Source organism: Methylobacterium sp. GXF4, assembly GCF_000272495.1.
GTDB classification, from domain to species: Bacteria; Pseudomonadota; Alphaproteobacteria; order Rhizobiales; family Beijerinckiaceae; genus Methylobacterium; species Methylobacterium brachiatum.
Window position 1 is genome coordinate 99,574 of the sequence record NZ_AKFK01000077.1, and the last position, 15,381, is coordinate 114,954.

Here is a 15,381-nt window from a genome sequence, read left to right on the forward strand (position 1 = left end):
GGTGACGCGCTGCCATTGACGCCCGGCCCCCCGGCGCCACTTCGTCGACGGCATCCGGCCGGAGAACCGCATGACGTCCCCTGGTAAGGCCGCGCTCGTCTCGGGGCTGATCGCGGCGCTGGCGCTTGCCGGCTGCGACGCGCCGAAGCCGGGGCCGGCCGGGCCGCCCGGTCCGAAGGGCGAGCCGGGCCCTCCGGGGCCGCAGGGGCCGCCGGGCCTGAACGGCGCCACCGGCGAGCGCGGCCCCGCGGGGGATCGCGGGCCGGCGGGCGCTGCCGGCCCTCCGGGGCCGGCGATGAACACGCTGATCCGGCTCGACGTGGCCTGCCATCGCGACGAGGTGCTGATCGGCGCCTATTGCCGGGGCATGGCGGTGGTGCCGTCCGTAACCGTCACCGACGGCGTGGCCACGGTCGGCTGCCTCGACATGACCGCCAAGGCCGCCAAGGATGCCGAGCCGGTCGCCGTCTGCATGAGGAAGCCGTGAGACCTCTCGCCCTCGCTCTGCTCGCCGCCTCGGTCGCGTCCGGGGCCGTCGCACAGCCGTTCCTGCCCACCGAGCGGGCCGCGATCGACCTCGTGCGCAGCCGGCACACCGACAGCCTCGCCACGGTGGACGGGACGCTCGCCTATGCCGAGCGCGCCACCGGCGGCGCGTTCACGCGCGGCGGCTACCGGGTCGTGCGCCGCCCCGGCGAGCCCTTCGCAAGGGTGCAGATCTGCTACCGGCTGGGGATCGACCCGCCGACCTGCGGGCTCGACTATCTCGTCACCGTCAATCCGCCCCATATCGAGCCGGCCCAGCGCCATGACGGCCTGGCCCGGGATCTCGAACACGGCCCCCGGGCCTTCCTGCGGGCGCTCGCCCGGGAGGCCGATCTCCAGCGCCAGCCGGCGGCCCTGCGGCGGATCGAGGCCGCGCTGGAGCCCGACAACCCCTACGATTGGCGCTAGAGGCTCAGAGGAGCCGCGGCCAGCCGAGCAGGCGCTCGGGCGCGAAGGGCGCCACCGGCACCGCCGGTTTCCGCCCGGTGGCCAGGTCGGCCACGATCTCCCCGGTGATCGGCCCGGTGGACAGGCCGATATGGCCGTGGCCGAAGGCGAAGAGCAGGCCCTTGTGGTGGGGCGCCGGGCCGATCACCGGCATGCCGTCGGGGGTGGACGGGCGCGAGCCGAGCCAGGACTCGTTGTCGAGGGGCCCGCCCAGCCGCAGGGTCTCGGCCGCCTCGCGGGAGGCGGCTTCGATCTGGGTGTGGTCTGGCTCGGCGTGGCGGGCGTTGAGCTCGACGCCGGAGAGCACCCGGACCCGATGGTCGCCCATCGGCGAAAGGATCGAGCCGGCGCCGGTATCGAGCACCGGCCGGGTCAGGGGCGGGCTGTCCGGGTGCAGGGCGTAGTGGCGGTGGTAGCCGCGCTCGGCCGCCACCGCGAAGCGGTAGCCCAGGGTCCTGGCGATCGCCCCGGAGGCCGCGCCCGCCGCCAGCACCACCTGCTTGGCCCGCACGGCGCCGGCCTCGGTCACGACGCGCCAGCCCTCCGCCTCCGGCGCCAGCCGTTGAACGCTGCCGCGCAGGCGTTTTCCGCCGAGGCCCGCGAACAGGGCCTCGCAGGCCTCGACGAGGCGCCCGGGCTCGCGCACCGAGCCGGTCTCGGTGAGCAGCATCGCCCGCGCGTAGGGGCGGACCAAAGCTGGCTCCAGATCGCGGATCCCGGCGGTGTCGAGGATGTCGAACGCGACCCCGTGCCCGGAGAGAATCTCCCGCTCCAGCGATGCCGCCGCGAAGGCGGCCTCGGTGCGGTAGGCCTTGAGCCAGCCGGTCCGCTGCAGCCGCTCGCTGGTACCGGCCCGGGCAGCCAGCCGTTCATGGGCCGGGTAGGCGGCGCTGGTCAGGGGCAGCAGGGCGGCGGCGGCCCGGCGCCAGCGCGAGGCCCGGGCGCTCGCCAGGAAATGCGCGGTGTAGGGCAGGATCCGCGGCAGGTGGCTGTAATGCAGGCGCAGGCCGCGGTCGGCATTGCGCAGATAGGCCGGGAGCTTGCCCCACAGGGCCGGGCTCGACATCGGCAGGATCGAGCCGCGGCTGACCACGCCGGCATTGCCGTAGGAGGTCCGGGCCCGGGCCTCGCCGGGATCGCACAGGACCACGTCGAGACCGCGATCCTTGAGCGCGATGGCGCAGGCCAGCCCGACCATCCCGCCGCCGACCACCACGATATCGGCCGTCTCGTCCATTCCGCTTATCCCGACCCGCACCAAGCGTGGCGTTCTGACGGGTTTTGCCGGCGGTGGGTAGCGGGCTGGTGCCGGGGCGGGGGCGGTTCGCGCCACCCATGCGCGAGGAGACGCGCAAAACCCGGTGCGGATCGGCTACAGAGCGGATCATGACGCTCGTCCGCTTCGCTCCCTCACCCACCGGCTACCTGCATATCGGCAACGCCCGCCCGGCCTTGCTCAATGCGCTGTTCGCGCGAAAGGCGGGCGGCCGGTTCCTGCTGCGCCTGGACGACACGGATGCCGAGCGCTCCACCGAAACATTCGCCGAGGCGATCCAGGAGGATCTCGCCTGGCTCGGGATCGAGCCGGACCTGTTAGCCCGCCAGAGCGACCGCAAGGCCCAGCACGATGCCGCCGCCGACCGCCTGCGCGCGGCGGGGCGGCTCTATCCCTGCTACGAGACCCAGGAGGAGCTGGAGCGGCGGCGCAAGCGCCAGCTCGGCCGCGGCCAGCCGCCGATCTACGACCGGGCGGCCCTGCAGCTCACTGCCGAAGACCGCGCCGCCCTGGAGGCCGAGGGTCGCCGGCCGCATTGGCGCTTCCTGCTGGACGCGCGCACGGTCACCTGGGACGACCTCGTGCGCGGGCCGGCCCATGTCGATTGCGCGTCGCTGTCCGACCCGGTTCTGATCCGCGCCGACGGCAGCTACCTCTACACGCTGCCCTCCGTGGTGGACGATGCCGATCTCGGAATCACCCACGTCATCCGCGGGGAGGACCACGTCACCAATACCGGCGTGCAGGTGCAGATCTTCGAGGCTCTGGGCGCCGCCGTGCCGGTCTTCGGCCACCACAACCTGCTCACCACCGCGGACGGGGAGGGGCTGTCGAAGCGGCTCGGCCACCTGTCGCTGCGGGGCCTGCGCGAGGCCGGCTACGAGCCGGCGGCGGTGCGCTCGCTCGCCGTGCTCACCGGCTCGGCCGAGTCGGTCCGCGCGGTGCCCGATCTCGACACGCTGGCGAGCCTGGTCGATCTCGGCGAGATCTCCCGCGCGCCGGCCCGGTTCGACCCGACCGAGCTCGATGGGCTCAACGCCAAGCTCGTCCACGCCATGCCGTATGCTGAGGTGGCCCCGCGCCTGGCCGATCTCGGCATCCCGCACGAGACCGCGGAGGCGTTCTGGCGGGCGGTTCAGCCCAATCTCGGACGGGTCTCGGAGGCGCGGGACTGGTGGCAGGTCGTGGCCGGCCCGATCGATCCGGTGATCACCGAGGAAGCCGTGATCGCGGCGGCCCGGGAGACGCTACCGGCGGAGCCGTTCGGCCCCGAGACCTGGAAGGCCTGGACCACCGAGATCCGCAGCCGCACCGGCGCCAAGGGACGGGGCCTGTTCATGCCGCTGCGCCTCGCGCTCACCGGCCTGGAGCACGGGCCGGACCTCGCCGGGCTGCTGCCGCTGATCGGGCGCGACCGGGCGGCGCGGCGTCTGGCCGGCGAGGCGGCGTAGCGCCTACTCCGCCTCGGCTTCCTCCAGCCGCGTGACCAGCAGCTTGTCCACCCGGCGACCGTCGAGATCGACCACCTCGAAGCGCCAGCCTGAGATCTCGCAGGTCTCGCCGGTCTCGGGCAGGTGCTGCAGCGCCGCGATGACCAGGCCGGCGGCGGTGGCGTAGTCGCGCGAGGGCGGCAGGCGCAGGCCGAGCTGGTCGGCCAGCTCGTCGGCGGGCATCGACCCGGCGATCAGCCAGGAGCCATCCGGTCGGCGCACCGCGTCCGGCTCGATGCTCTCGGAATGGAACGCGCCCGCGATGGCGTCGAGGATGTCGGCGGGGGTCACCAGGCCGTCGAAATGGCCGTACTCGTCATGCACCAGCGCCATCGGCACGGGGCCCTTGCGCAGGGCGTCGAGGGCGTCGAGGGCGTCGAGCGTATCGGGCAGAACGGGAGCCCGGCGGACATGCGCCCGCAGGTTGAGCGGCTCGCCGCGTGACAGCGGGCCGATCAGGTCGCGGACCTGCACGACGCCGATCATGGCGTCCGGGCCGCCATCGGCCACCGGCAGGCGGGCATGAGGGCTCGCCAGCAGGCGCTCCCGGATGGTGTCGGGATCGTCCGAGAGGTCGAGCCATACGACCTCGGTGCGCGGGGTCATGACGCCGCGCACTAGCCGGTCGCCGAGCCGGAGCACGCCGGAGATCATCGCGCGCTCGCCGCCCTCGATGACGCCGGCGGTCTCGGCCTCGGCCACGAGGCTGCGGATCTCCTCCTCGGTGACCGCGCTGGCGCTCTCGGTCTCCTGGCCGATCAGCCGGAACACCGCCCGGGTGGAGGCGTCGAGCAGCCACACCGCCGGCAGGGCGACCCGGGCGACGAGCCGCATGCCGGGCGCCACCGCGCAGGCGATCGCCTCCGGGTTGCGCAAGGCGAGGTGCTTCGGGACCAGCTCGCCGATGATCACCGACAGGTAGGTGATCACCCCGATCACCAGGGTGTAGCCCAGCGTGTCGGCCCAGCCCTTGGGCAGGCCGAGATCGATCAGCGTCAGCGCCAGACGGTCGCCGAGCGCCGCACCCGAGACCACGCCCGACAGGATGCCGATCAGCGTGATGCCGATCTGGACCGTGGAGAGGAAGCGCCCCGGCTCCTCCCCGAGCGCCAGGGCCGCCTTCGCGCCGGGACGGCGCGCGTCGGCATAGGCGCGCAGGCGGCTCTTGCGCGACGAGACCACCGCCAGCTCGGAGAGAGCGAAGACGCCGTTCAGTGCGATCAGCAGGACGACGGTGACGAGCTCGAGCAGGCGGGCTTGCAGAGCCGCGATCCCGCAGCGCGGGCCGGGCTTCCTCTGATGACACGGGATCCTAACATGGGGCCACAGCCCGGACCGTTCAACGGCCAAGCCTCGAACTGTGTTTCAACGCTTGGTTGGCCCGGCTGTCCCGACCCGCACTTCCCTCCTGACAGGCCGTGCGTTTTTCGATCGGCAGACGGGCTTGCACGCCAGCAGGCGGTGCGGGCGCCTCTCTCGTGCGGCCACGGGCGATCCAATGGTCCGGACGATCAATCCTGCAACCTGGATCGCGCGTAGCCCGCTCGGGACGGGGGCGCCGTGCGTCATCCTCCGAGGATCGGGACCGTCTTTTGCCGGCCGGTGTCGGGTCGAAAACCCTCTCAGTGCGGGCGCGCCTCGATCAGCACCGAATCGAGCAGGAAACTGCCGTCGGCCTCGATCGAAAAATGCTCGGTCACTTCGACCGGGGCCGTGGCCTGGAGGGCGCGGATCGCCGCGACCTGGACGTCGGGCGTGCGCATCCGGGCGATCCAACTGGAAAACTCCATGCGCGGCCGGTAAGCGGTCGCCTCGCCGGGGGCGAAGCCCGCCGCCGTCAGCATCGTGCGCCATTCCGAGACCCGGTAGTCGCGCACATGCGAGGGATCGCGCAGCAGCTCCACCGCCTGGAGATGCGTGTCCAGCAGCGGCTCTTCGGGCGCCACGATATCGCAGACGACCAGCAGTCCCGCCGGCTTCAGCACCCGTCGCGCCTCCGCCAGCGCGGCCGGGACGTCGCGCCAATGGTGGGCGCTGTAGCGGGTCAGCACCGCGTCGAAGGCGGCGTCCGGGAAAGGCAGGGCTTCGGCCGCGCCCTGGCGGCTCTCGATCCGGTCGAGGCCGCGCCGTCCGGCCTCGGCGGAGACCGCCGCCAGCATCTCGGCCGAGAGGTCGTAGGCGGTGACCGCGGCGCCCGCCGTCGCGGCCGCGAAGGCGACGTGGCCGCCGCCGCAGCCGAGATCGAGCACCCGCGCGCCCGGCAGCCCGCGCGCAAGCGCGCCGATCCGGTCGAGATCGGCGCCGGCGGCGTGGACCGCGCTCGTCACGTAGGCGGTGGCCTGGGCGCCGAACTGATCGACGACATGGCCGGCATGGGTGCGGGCGCTCATTGTTTCCCTCCCGAAATCAGACCGTCAGCGGTGCCAGCCGCGACAGCCGAATCGCGATGGCCAGCGCCAGACCGTAGAGGGCGCCCACGAACAGCACCACGCCGGTCCAGCCGGCATGGGCAAAGAACCAGCCGCCCGCGGTGCCGAGCACCGAGGAGCCGAGATAGTACAGGCACAGATACATCGAGGACGCTTGCGCCCGGTCGCGCAGCGCCCGCCGCCCGACCCAGCTGCTCGCCACCGAATGCGCCCCGAAGAAGCCGATGGTGACCACCACCACGCCGGCGACGATCAGCAGGATGTTATCGGCCGCCGTCATCAGGATCCCGGCGAGCCCGAGCGCGGTGGCGAGCCACAGCACCCGGCGCCGGCCGAAGCGGCTCGCCAGCTCGCCCGCCACCGGGCTGCTGACCATGCCGGCGATGTAGACGGAGAAGATTAGGCCGATCACCGTCTGGCTCAGCGCGAAGGGCGGATCGAGCAGGCGGAAGCCGATGTAGTTGTAGATGCAGACGAAGCCGCCCATCAGCAAAAAGCCTTCCGCGAACAGCCAGGGCAGGCCGGCATCGCGAAAATGGTGACCGAAGCTGCCCGGCACGTCCCGCCAGGCCATCCGGCGCGGCACGAAGTTGCGCGCCGGCGGCAGCCAGCGCCAGAACGCCAGCGCGGCGATCAGGGCCAGGCCGCCGATCGTGGCGAGACCGATGCGCCAGTTCACATGGTCGGCCATCACGCCGCTGATCAGCCGGCCGGACATGCCGCCGAGCGCATTGCCGCCGACCAGGAGACCCATCGACAGGCCGATCGCCTGCGCGTCCATCTCCTCGGCGAGATAGGCCATCGCCACCGCGGGCAGGCCGCTGGCGGTGAGCCCGGACAGCGCCCGCAGGACCAGGAAGCCGTGCCAGCTCGGCACCAGGGCGGCTACGATGGTCAGCACCGCCGAGGCGAACAGGGAGGCCAGCATCACCGGCTTGCGGCCCCAGATCTCCGAGAGCGGGCTCACCACCAGCAGCGCCACCGCCAGCAGCCCGCAGGGCAGGGACAAAGCGAGGCTGCTCTCGGCCGGCGATACGTTGAACTCCTCCGAAAAAATCGGCAGCAGCGGCTGCACCGCGTAGAGCACCGCGAAGGTCGAGAACCCCGCGGCGGCGAGCGCCAGAGCCGTGCGGCGGAAGACCGGCGTGCCCGACCGGATCAGCCGTCCGTTGCTGTCGCTCGCCATCACCGTCCCGCGCTGCGAAAGCATCATCCCGAACGGTGGTTGCCGGCTTCCGGGATGATGCGCCATCCGGTGGTGCGGTGCGGGCCAGCCGGCGTCAACCGCAGGCGGCGCGGTCTCGCCATGCGGGTGGATCAGTCGGGATCGAGGGCGCGGAGCGCCGGATCGATCAGCGCCAGCAACTCCGCCCGGGTCGCCCCGTCCCGCGCCTGGAACGAGATCGCCTGCATGATCCCGTGAAAGAACGCGGCGAGCCGCGCGATGTCCGTGCCCGCCGGCAACTCCCCGTCCGCGATCCCGCGCCGGAGCCGGTCCGCCACCAGCGCGACGGTCTTGCGCCGGGCGTTCAGGAGATGCGCGCGCGCCGCCTCGTTCACGGGCAGGCAATTGACCACCCCGAGGATCAGCAGGCAGCCGCCGGGCTTTGCCGAGAGCGCGACTTCGACGCTGCCCTCCAGCATCGCCCGCAGACCCGCGCGGACCGTCGCCGCCGCCTCGAGCGCGCGCATCGGGGCCGCGCCGATCGTGGCGATGTACAGGTCGATCGCCTCGCGGAACGCCGCCTCCTTCGAGCCGAAGGCCGCGTAGAAGCTCGGCGGCTTGACCCCGATCGCCGCGGTGAGGTCGTTGAGTTGCGCGCCCTCGTAACCCTTCGCCCAGAACACCTGCATCAGGCGCTCCAGGGCCAGATCGCGGTCGAAGCCGCGGGGCCGTCCTCGCGCGGAAGCCATCACACACCTTTCTGTAGCAGGATTTATAGAATGGCTTGACCGCCCGCGGCAAGCGCGCTTACCCATTCTGTAGTCGATTTTACAGAAATGGGGGCCGACGATGCGGGCAGCGGAGACAACGGTCGAATCACGGGACGTGACTGGTGCGGTCGAGCCCGGCGCCGCCACGATCCCGCCCTGGGTTTATCTCCTGAGCGCGACGATCTTCGTGATCACCACGGCGGAGTTCATGGTCGCCGGGCTGATGCCGTCTTTGGCCGCGGCCTTCTCGGTCTCGGTGGGCGAGATCGGCAACCTGATCGCGCTGTTCGCCCTCGGCATGACCTTCGGCGGTCCGCTGGTGATCGCCCTGCTCCTGCGGCTCGGCGTGTCGAACAAGGACGCGCTGCTGTGGCTGCTCGGCGTGTTCCTGATCGGCAGCACGCTGGCCGCCATGGCGCCGAGCTACGCGGTGATGGCCCTCGCCCGCACCCTGCAGGGCGTGACCAGCGCCGCCTGCTTCGGGATCGGCCTGACGCTCTGCGCCGAAGCGGTCAGGGTCGACCTCCGCGGGCGCGCCGCCTCCCTGGTCCTGGCCGGGCTGATGATCGCGCCGGTGGTCGGCGTGCCGGCCGCGGCGCTGATCAACGACCTGTTCGGCTGGCGCTCCAGCTTCTGGCTGATCGTCGGCCTGACGGCCCTGTGCATCGCCGTCGTCGGACCGACGATCCCGAGGCCTGCCCGCGGCACACAGGTCGACCTGGCGTCCGGTCTGGCCGAGCTGCGCAACACCCGCCTCTGGGCCGCCTACGCGACGAGCGGCCTGATCATCGGGGCGACCTTCGCGGCCTTCAGCTACGTCACGGCCATCTTCACCGCGGTGACCGGGCTGGCGCCGCGGCTGATCCCGATCGTGCTCGCCGCCTACGGCGTCGCGACGGTGATCGGCAATCTGATCGTCGGCCGGCTGGCGGATCGCCACACGATCCCCGTCCTGGCCATCGGCCTGGTCGTCCTGGCCGCGGCCCTGGCGAGCTTCGCGGCTGTCCCGACCGATGCGGCCGTCAGCGTCGCAGCCTTCCTGGTGATCGGCCTGACCGGCGTCTCCCTCAACCCGGCCATGGTCGCCCGGGTGATGCGGGTCGCCCATCCCGGCCCGCTGGTGAACAGCCTCCACACCTCGGTGATCACGGGCGGCCTGGCTTTCGGGACCTGGCTCGGCGGCCTCGCGATCGACCGGGGCTACGGCCTCGCGGCCCCGCTCTGGATCGGCGCGGGGCTCGCGGTGCTCGGGCTGCTCAGCCTGGCCCCGCGGCGGGCGCGGGACCTGACGGCGTGACGGATCCGCTCAGCGCGGCGCCGCCTGCGCGGTTCCCTGCTGCAGCAGCGGCGTGATCCGCCGGACCGTGACGCGGCGGTTCTCCCGGGCGGCGCCCTGCGTGTTCACCTTCAGGTACTGCTCGCCGTAGCCCTGCGTGGTCAGGTTCTCCGGCGGCACCTGGAACTGCTGGGTCAGCACGGTCGCCACCGATTGCGCCCGGCGGTCCGACAGGGACAGGTTGTCGATGTCGGAGCCCACCGCGTCGGTGTAGCCCTCGATCAAAAACACCTCCTGCGGGTTGGCGCGGATCGCCCGGTTGATCGCGGCCGCGATCACCGACAGCCGGGCGGCCTGGTCCGGTGTCACCGTGAACGAGGCCGTGTCGAACGTGATCGTGTCGATATCGACCGAGCGCATCCGGGCGCGCAGGTCCGGGCTGTAGCGGACCTGATCCAGGGTGTAGCGGCGGTCCACGGCGACGACCGGCGGGGCGGTCAGCGCCTCGTAGACCGCGCCCTCGTCCGCCTGCTCGTACTCGACCACGTACCGGTCGCGCGGGATGCGGATGTCGGGGGGCGGCAGCACGACCACGTCGTCGTAGATCGGGCGCGGCGGCCCGGCATAGCTGTTGTCGATGATCACCACCTCCCGGCCGTCGCGGAAGCGGCGGTAGCGGCGCAGCAGCCGGCCGTCATCGTCCGTCACGGTGACGATCTGCTCGCCGCCCGGCCGGTCGATGAAGCTGTAGAAGTCGGCGCCGCGCCGTTCGGACCGGAAGCCCCGCGGGTCGAGGTCCCGGAACCGCTCGTTCTCGTCGTGGCGGATCAGGTAGCCGTCGCGGTCCCGGACGATGATGCGGCCTGGCTCCCGGTAGAAGGTCCGGCCGCCCTCGCTGAACTCGCGCCGGTCGCGGCGGACCTGACCGTAGTCGCGCACGTCGTCATCCGCGCGGAAACCGCCCGGGACGTAGCCGGGCTGGCCCGGCGTGTTGAACGCGCCGCGTCCGCCCGGCCCGCCGGCGGGCGGCTGACCCGGCTGTGCGCCAGGCGGCGGGGGCAGGGCGTTCGGGCCGGGCGGCGGCCCCGGCGGCTGGACGGGGCGGCCGGGCACCCCCGGCGCCATGTTGGGCGGCAGCGGGCGTGCGGGCTCGGCGCCCGGCTGCGTCTGAGCGCCGGGCTGGGCATCGGGACGCTGCACGGGACGACCGGGCACGCCCGGTGCCATGTTGGGCGGCACGGGACGTCCGGGCTCCGCATTCGGCGGCGGCGCGGCGCCGGGCTGGGCATCGAGGCGTTGGCCCGGACGGCCCGGAACGCCGGGGGCCGCGTTGGGCGGCGGTGCGGCGTCGGGGCCACCGAGGCGCTGCGCGGGTGCCCCGCGATCCGGGGCGGGATCACGGCGCCGCGCGGGCGCGTCCGGCGCGGCGTCGGGGGCCGCGCGCTCCTCGCCCGGTGCCCGGCGCTCCTGATCGGGAGCCCGCTGGAGCTGGGCGGGTGGGTTCGGCGCGGTGCGGGGGGCGGCCCGCTCCTGATCCGGTGCCCGGCGGTCCTGATCCGGTCCGCGCGACGGCTGGGCGGGACGCTCGGGCGCTGCCCGCGGCGCGGGTGCCGGGTCGCGCGGCGGCCGGTCGGGATCCCTCCGGTCCGGCCCGGGGTGATCGGCGGGGGGACGCTCCGGCGCGCGCCGCTGCTCCGGCGCCGGACGCTCCGGTGCCGCGCGGTCCTGGATGTCGGGTTGCCGGTCCGGCCGGCGCTCGGGGGCGCGCTCGCGCGGGGGCGGCTCGGCCTGGGGCTGCCGCTGGGCCGGCGGTTCGGGACGTTCGCGCGGCGGCGGGGCGCGCTCCGGCCGTGGCTCGGGCCGCTCGCGCGCGGCAGGCGGCGGGCCCGGACGCTCCTGCGGCGGCCGCTCCGGACGCGGACCGCCATGCGGAGGCTCGCCGCCGCGCGGGCCGCGCTCGTCGGGCCCGCCCTGCGCCATGAGGATCGGGCCCGGGGATGCGCCCGCGGGCTGCATCAAAGCGAGGCCCGGGAGCACCGTACCGGTAAGAAGGATCAGTCGCAGCAACCGCATCGAGGCCTCGTTTCGGATCGAGCCGACCCGAACCCGCTCAACGGCCCATGGTTCCGCGCCCGCCGCTCAAGACTCCGTCAGGGCGTCAGCCGCTGGGGCACCGCGATCATGTCCGGGGCGATGATCCGCACCGCGACGTGATCGGGCTTGGCGACACTCGCCGGGGGCGCGCCGGGCTTGGCGTCGCCCGCCTTCCCGTCCGTCGCGCCGGCATTCAAATCGACCCCCGCGCGTCCGGCGGCGTCGGCGGCGAGCTCGGCCGCGGTCCGGTCGGCCCGGCCGACCAGGGTCAGGCGCACTTTCGGACGCGACAGGGCCTCGGCCTGCATGGGCGTGACGAAGATATCGCCCTTGTGCCGCACCAGCATGCTCTCGGCCTTCACGAGCGACTGCGCCCAGGTCTGGTTCTGGGGCTTGCAGGAGCAGTTCGGGACGAATTCCTTGCGGAACTTGAACGCGTTGGCGAGGCTCACATAGGCGCGGCTGCCCTTCACCGAGGCGGCGTGCTTCAGCGCCTCGTCGCCGTAGGGCATCGAATAGGCCTGCGCCTCGGTGCCGGGGCAGAGCGCCTGGCACATCTCGTCGGCGCCGCCGCGGCCCTCGGGCAGGTTGCGCATCGGGAAGAAGCCGCCGTCGCAGGTCCGCACGCAGACCGTCTGCGGGCCGCCCTTGGCGTAGGTCTCGCCGGTGCCGGCATAGGTTTCCCGGGCCGGGCAATTGGCGGTGACGAGCCCCTGCAACTCGCGCTTGCGGGCGCTGCTGTCGTCGAACACCGCGCCGCCATAGGTGGCCTTGAGCGCGCGGATGCGCTGCTCCACGGCGCCGCACTGGGGCGGGCGCGTGTCGAAGAAGAGGAACTTGCCGCCCTCGCAGTTCAGCCCGCGGAAATAGGCTTCCAGCCGCCCGATCTCGTCGTTGAGCGCGCGGGTCGTGCTGGCACCGTTCTGGACGGAGGCGAGCTCGGCCCGGTAGCGCCGGCAGGCGGGCGAGGGCAGTTGCGGCGCGACGGGCTTCGCCTCCCCGGCGACGGGCTGGCCGACCGGAGTGTCCTGCGCCCGGGCGGTATCGAGACTCTGGGACAGACCGAACGCAAGCGCCGCGCTCAAGATGAGGCGGCCGAGCGAACGGACGATCGGGCGGTCAAGCATAGGCTGCATCGCGGTGGTCGGAAATGCGGCGGTCCCCTCGGTCGGGTGCTGTCCTGCCCCGGCCTCGGGACCGAAGCAGCTTGAGTGTACGCCCCCTCGTAAGCGGGTGACACCCCTCCTACATCCGGGCCGCGCGCTTGGGCAGGGAATTGACCCGTGATGTGGTTTCGGAGTCTCACCTATGTTGGGCTTGTCGCCCTCGGCCTCTCGGCGGCCGGACCGGCCTCGGCTCAGGAGCCGGACCGGATCTTCTCCAAATCCACGGTCTGGCGGCCCCTGACCCCCAACGACAAGCTCGTGGTCTACGGCATCGACGACCCGGCGGTGTCGGGGGTCGCCTGCTGGTACACGCAGCCGGAGAAGGGGGGCATCAAGGGGACGCTCGGCCTGGCCGAGGACGTCTCCGATATCTCGCTGGCCTGCCGCCAGACCGGGCCGATCGCCTTCAAGGGCAAGCTGAGCCAGGGCGAGGTCGTGTTCAGCGAGCGGCGTTCGCTGATCTTCAAGTCGATGCAGATCGTGCGCGGCTGTGATGCCCAACGCAATACGCTGATCTACATGGTCTATTCGGATAAGGTCATCCAGGGATCGCCGAAGAACTCGACGTCGGCGGTGCCGCTGGCGCCCTGGGGCACCGAGCCGGCACCGAAATGCGCGGACTTCGTGAAGGGTTGACGGCACGCGGCCGGGGCGCCCGTCAGTCCCGGCAGGTGATGCGGATCGGGCGCTCCGACGGGGTCGAGACCCGCTGCTCGATGGCGCCGGTATACTCGTCGGCGGCGGCGATCCCGAACGTGTTGGCGGCGGCGTAGCCCTGGGCCTCGCACCAGGCATTGGCGACGACCTGGCCGCACTCGCTGCCGGGCGTCGTCAGGCAATCGCCGACGCCGTAGCCGTCGCTCGACGGGATCAGGAACGTCTTCTCGACATGGGCCGGCACCTTCGCGGGCGTCTCGCCGTCGCTGCCGGCGAACGCGCCTTGCGCGAGGCAAGCCGTGGCCAGGGCAGCGGCGATGACGAAATATCCGGCGGCCGTGCGTCGCATCGAAGATCCTTGGGCACAGTATCTTGGGTGTGAGGAGCTTGGTCCGGACGGTCCGACGGCGCGGTTAAGGAAGGCTTACCCGGCACGTGCGAGGGCCATCTCGAATTCCTCACGCTTTTGCGTTAGCCCCATCGGGCGCGCGGCACCGTCGCCGCAGTGCAACAGCGGGCCCCTGTGGCAGGGCCGGAGGCGCCACGGTTCGGCCGTTCTTCGCCTCGCAGGGCCCGCAGGTCGTTGAAGGCAGGGCCGGTTTTCCGGCGACGGCGCGGCGTCGATCATCGGCCGCGGCGCCGGAAGGGGATGGGTTTCATGGCGCCGATGTTGCGGCTCTACAACACGCTCAGCGGTGCCAAGGAGGCGTTCGCGCCGATCGATCCCGCGCAGGTGCGGATGTATGCCTGCGGCCCAACCGTCTACGACGCGGCCCATATCGGCAACGCGCGCCCGATCATCGTCTTCGACCTGCTGTTCCGGTTGCTGCGCCACCTCTACGGGCCGGCGCACGTCACCTACGCGCGCAACGTCACCGACGTGGACGACAAGATCAACGCCCGCGCGGCCGAGCGCGGCATCACCATCCGCGAACTGACCGACGGCACGCTGGAGCAGTTCCACCGGGACCTGCGCGATCTCGGCGTGCTGAGCCCAGAGGACGTGAACGTGCCGGGCGAGCCGCCCCGCTTCATCGAGCCCCGGGCCACCGATCACATCGGCGAGATGCGCGCGATGATCGACGCGCTGGTCGCGGGCGGCCACGCCTACGTGGCCGAGGGGCACGTGCTGTTCGACGTGCCGGCCATGCCGGATTACGGCCGCCTGTCGAAGCGTCCGCTGGACGAGATGGAGGCCGGCGCCCGGGTCGAGGTCGCGCCCTACAAGCGCTCGCCCCTCGATTTCGTGCTGTGGAAGCCGTCGAAGCCCGGTGAGCCGTCCTGGCCGTCACCCGCCGGCATCGCCGAGCCGGGGCGACCGGGCTGGCATATCGAGTGCTCCGCGATGTCGGCCAAGCACCTCGGGAAAACCTTCGACATCCATGCCGGCGGCATCGATCTGATCTTCCCCCACCACGAGAACGAGGTGGCGCAATCGCGCTGCTGCTTCGGGACGCCGGTGATGGCCAACGTCTGGCTGCACAACGGCTTCCTGCAGGTGGAGGGCGAGAAGATGTCGAAGTCGCTCGGCAACTTCATCACCATCCGCGACGTGCTGAAGGACTGGCCGGGGGAAGTGGTCCGCCTGACCATGCTGAAGACGCATTACCGGCAGCCGATCGACTGGACCCTGCGCGGTCTCGAGGAATCGAGCCGGGTGCTCGACCGCTGGTACAATGCCGCCGGGGATACACCGGCCGCCGAGACGGTGCCGGCCACGGTGCTCGACGCGCTGTGCGACGACCTTAACACGCCGGCGGCGATCAACGCGCTGCACGGATCCGACGAGGCGGCTTCGCTGCGGGCCGGCGCGAACCTGTTCGGCCTGCTCACGCGCACCCGCAGCGACCGCGAGCAGGATCAGGTCGCCGCGGCCGGGATCGATGTCGCCGCCGTCGAGGCGCTGATCGCCGAGCGCCGGGCCGCCCGGGCCGCCAAGGACTGGGCGGCCTCCGACCGGGCCCGCGATGCGCTCGCCGCCATGGGCGTGTCGGTGAAGGACAACAAGGACGGCACCAGCACCTGGACCGTGGCGCGCTGAGCGGACCGCGTCCACGCGCCCGCT

General features: G+C 72.4%; 14 protein-coding genes. 6 read left to right on the plus strand and 8 right to left on the minus strand.

Annotated features, from left to right (window positions below):
• Positions 1-70: 70 nt before the first annotated feature.
• The gene (locus WYO_RS21565; protein WP_007566453.1) at positions 71-487 is read left to right on the plus strand and encodes a hypothetical protein; all 417 of its coding nucleotides are present in this window, start codon (positions 71-73) and stop codon (positions 485-487) included.
• Positions 484-954 (plus strand): hypothetical protein, encoded by a 471-nt coding sequence (locus WYO_RS21570; RefSeq protein ID WP_007566455.1) that lies wholly within the window; start codon positions 484-486, stop codon positions 952-954. The genes WYO_RS21565 and WYO_RS21570 overlap by 4 nt, the downstream gene beginning before the upstream one ends.
• A gap of 4 nt (positions 955-958) precedes the next feature.
• Here the strand turns inward: WYO_RS21570 and WYO_RS21575 are convergent, their stop codons facing one another.
• Positions 959-2,230: an FAD-binding oxidoreductase gene (locus tag WYO_RS21575; RefSeq protein ID WP_007566457.1), complete on the minus strand. Its 1,272-nt coding sequence runs from the start codon at positions 2,228-2,230 to the stop codon at positions 959-961.
• Between the two features lie 149 nt (positions 2,231-2,379).
• Between WYO_RS21575 and gltX the strand changes: the two genes are divergently transcribed.
• Entirely contained in the window at positions 2,380-3,720 is a 1,341-nt protein-coding gene (gltX, locus tag WYO_RS21580) for a glutamate--tRNA ligase (RefSeq protein ID WP_007566459.1), read from the plus strand.
• Between the two features lie 3 nt (positions 3,721-3,723).
• On the opposite strand, the gene WYO_RS21585 is transcribed toward gltX, so the two are convergent.
• From WYO_RS21585 to WYO_RS21600, 4 genes are all read right to left on the minus strand, one after another.
• Complete coding sequence (locus tag WYO_RS21585; protein WP_039903659.1) at positions 3,724-5,010, minus strand: hemolysin family protein; 1,287 nt, start codon at positions 5,008-5,010, stop codon at positions 3,724-3,726.
• Between the two features lie 371 nt (positions 5,011-5,381).
• Entirely contained in the window at positions 5,382-6,149 is a 768-nt protein-coding gene (locus tag WYO_RS21590) for a class I SAM-dependent methyltransferase (RefSeq protein ID WP_007566463.1), read from the minus strand.
• Between the two features lie 16 nt (positions 6,150-6,165).
• Positions 6,166-7,374 (minus strand): MFS transporter, encoded by a 1,209-nt coding sequence (locus tag WYO_RS21595; RefSeq protein WP_039903661.1) that lies wholly within the window; start codon positions 7,372-7,374, stop codon positions 6,166-6,168.
• A 131-nt stretch (positions 7,375-7,505) separates the two neighbouring features.
• Positions 7,506-8,102, minus strand: a complete 597-nt coding sequence (locus WYO_RS21600; RefSeq protein WP_007566467.1) for a TetR/AcrR family transcriptional regulator — start codon at positions 8,100-8,102, stop codon at positions 7,506-7,508.
• 136 nt (positions 8,103-8,238) lie between these two features.
• Between WYO_RS21600 and WYO_RS21605 the strand changes: the two genes are divergently transcribed.
• The gene (locus WYO_RS21605) at positions 8,239-9,420 is read left to right on the plus strand and encodes an MFS transporter (RefSeq protein WP_244424256.1); all 1,182 of its coding nucleotides are present in this window, start codon (positions 8,239-8,241) and stop codon (positions 9,418-9,420) included.
• A gap of 9 nt (positions 9,421-9,429) precedes the next feature.
• Here WYO_RS21605 and WYO_RS21610 read toward each other — a convergent pair whose 3' ends face one another.
• Together WYO_RS21610 and WYO_RS21615 are read right to left on the minus strand one after the other, a co-directional pair.
• Positions 9,430-11,472 carry an OmpA family protein gene (locus tag WYO_RS21610; RefSeq protein WP_007566471.1) on the minus strand — a complete coding sequence of 681 codons (2,043 nt, stop codon included), beginning with the start codon at positions 11,470-11,472 and terminating at the stop codon, positions 9,430-9,432.
• 77 nt (positions 11,473-11,549) lie between these two features.
• Positions 11,550-12,620: a DUF2865 domain-containing protein gene (locus WYO_RS21615; protein ID WP_039903629.1), complete on the minus strand. Its 1,071-nt coding sequence runs from the start codon at positions 12,618-12,620 to the stop codon at positions 11,550-11,552.
• Positions 12,621-12,779: 159 nt separating this feature from the next.
• On the opposite strand from WYO_RS21615, the gene WYO_RS21620 reads away from it, so the two are divergent.
• Positions 12,780-13,295, plus strand: a complete 516-nt coding sequence (locus tag WYO_RS21620; RefSeq protein WP_007566473.1) for a CreA family protein — start codon at positions 12,780-12,782, stop codon at positions 13,293-13,295.
• 22 nt (positions 13,296-13,317) lie between these two features.
• Here the strand turns inward: WYO_RS21620 and WYO_RS21625 are convergent, their stop codons facing one another.
• Positions 13,318-13,665 carry a hypothetical protein gene (locus WYO_RS21625; RefSeq protein ID WP_007566474.1) on the minus strand — a complete coding sequence of 116 codons (348 nt, stop codon included), beginning with the start codon at positions 13,663-13,665 and terminating at the stop codon, positions 13,318-13,320.
• 309 nt (positions 13,666-13,974) lie between these two features.
• On the opposite strand from WYO_RS21625, the gene cysS reads away from it, so the two are divergent.
• Positions 13,975-15,357 (plus strand): cysteine--tRNA ligase, encoded by a 1,383-nt coding sequence (gene cysS, locus WYO_RS21630; protein WP_039903663.1) that lies wholly within the window; start codon positions 13,975-13,977, stop codon positions 15,355-15,357.
• Positions 15,358-15,381 lie beyond the last annotated feature (24 nt).

What these genes read in the sequence shown, in the direction of transcription:
- gltX (WP_007566459.1), top strand. Translation starts at nt 2,380, where the DNA reads ATGACGCTCGTCCGCTTCGCTCCCTCACCCACCGGCTACCTGCATATC.
- WYO_RS21575 (WP_007566457.1), bottom strand. Translation starts at nt 2,230, where the DNA reads ATGGACGAGACGGCCGATATCGTGGTGGTCGGCGGCGGGATGGTCGGG.
- WYO_RS21590 (WP_007566463.1), bottom strand. Translation starts at nt 6,149, where the DNA reads ATGAGCGCCCGCACCCATGCCGGCCATGTCGTCGATCAGTTCGGCGCC.
- WYO_RS21615 (WP_039903629.1), bottom strand. Translation starts at nt 12,620, where the DNA reads ATGCTTGACCGCCCGATCGTCCGTTCGCTCGGCCGCCTCATCTTGAGC.
- WYO_RS21625 (WP_007566474.1), bottom strand. Translation starts at nt 13,665, where the DNA reads ATGCGACGCACGGCCGCCGGATATTTCGTCATCGCCGCTGCCCTGGCC.
- WYO_RS21610 (WP_007566471.1), bottom strand. Translation starts at nt 11,472, where the DNA reads ATGCGGTTGCTGCGACTGATCCTTCTTACCGGTACGGTGCTCCCGGGC.
- cysS (WP_039903663.1), top strand. Translation starts at nt 13,975, where the DNA reads ATGGCGCCGATGTTGCGGCTCTACAACACGCTCAGCGGTGCCAAGGAG.
- WYO_RS21595 (WP_039903661.1), bottom strand. Translation starts at nt 7,374, where the DNA reads ATGGCGAGCGACAGCAACGGACGGCTGATCCGGTCGGGCACGCCGGTC.
- WYO_RS21565 (WP_007566453.1), top strand. Translation starts at nt 71, where the DNA reads ATGACGTCCCCTGGTAAGGCCGCGCTCGTCTCGGGGCTGATCGCGGCG.
- WYO_RS21620 (WP_007566473.1), top strand. Translation starts at nt 12,780, where the DNA reads ATGTGGTTTCGGAGTCTCACCTATGTTGGGCTTGTCGCCCTCGGCCTC.
- WYO_RS21600 (WP_007566467.1), bottom strand. Translation starts at nt 8,102, where the DNA reads ATGGCTTCCGCGCGAGGACGGCCCCGCGGCTTCGACCGCGATCTGGCC.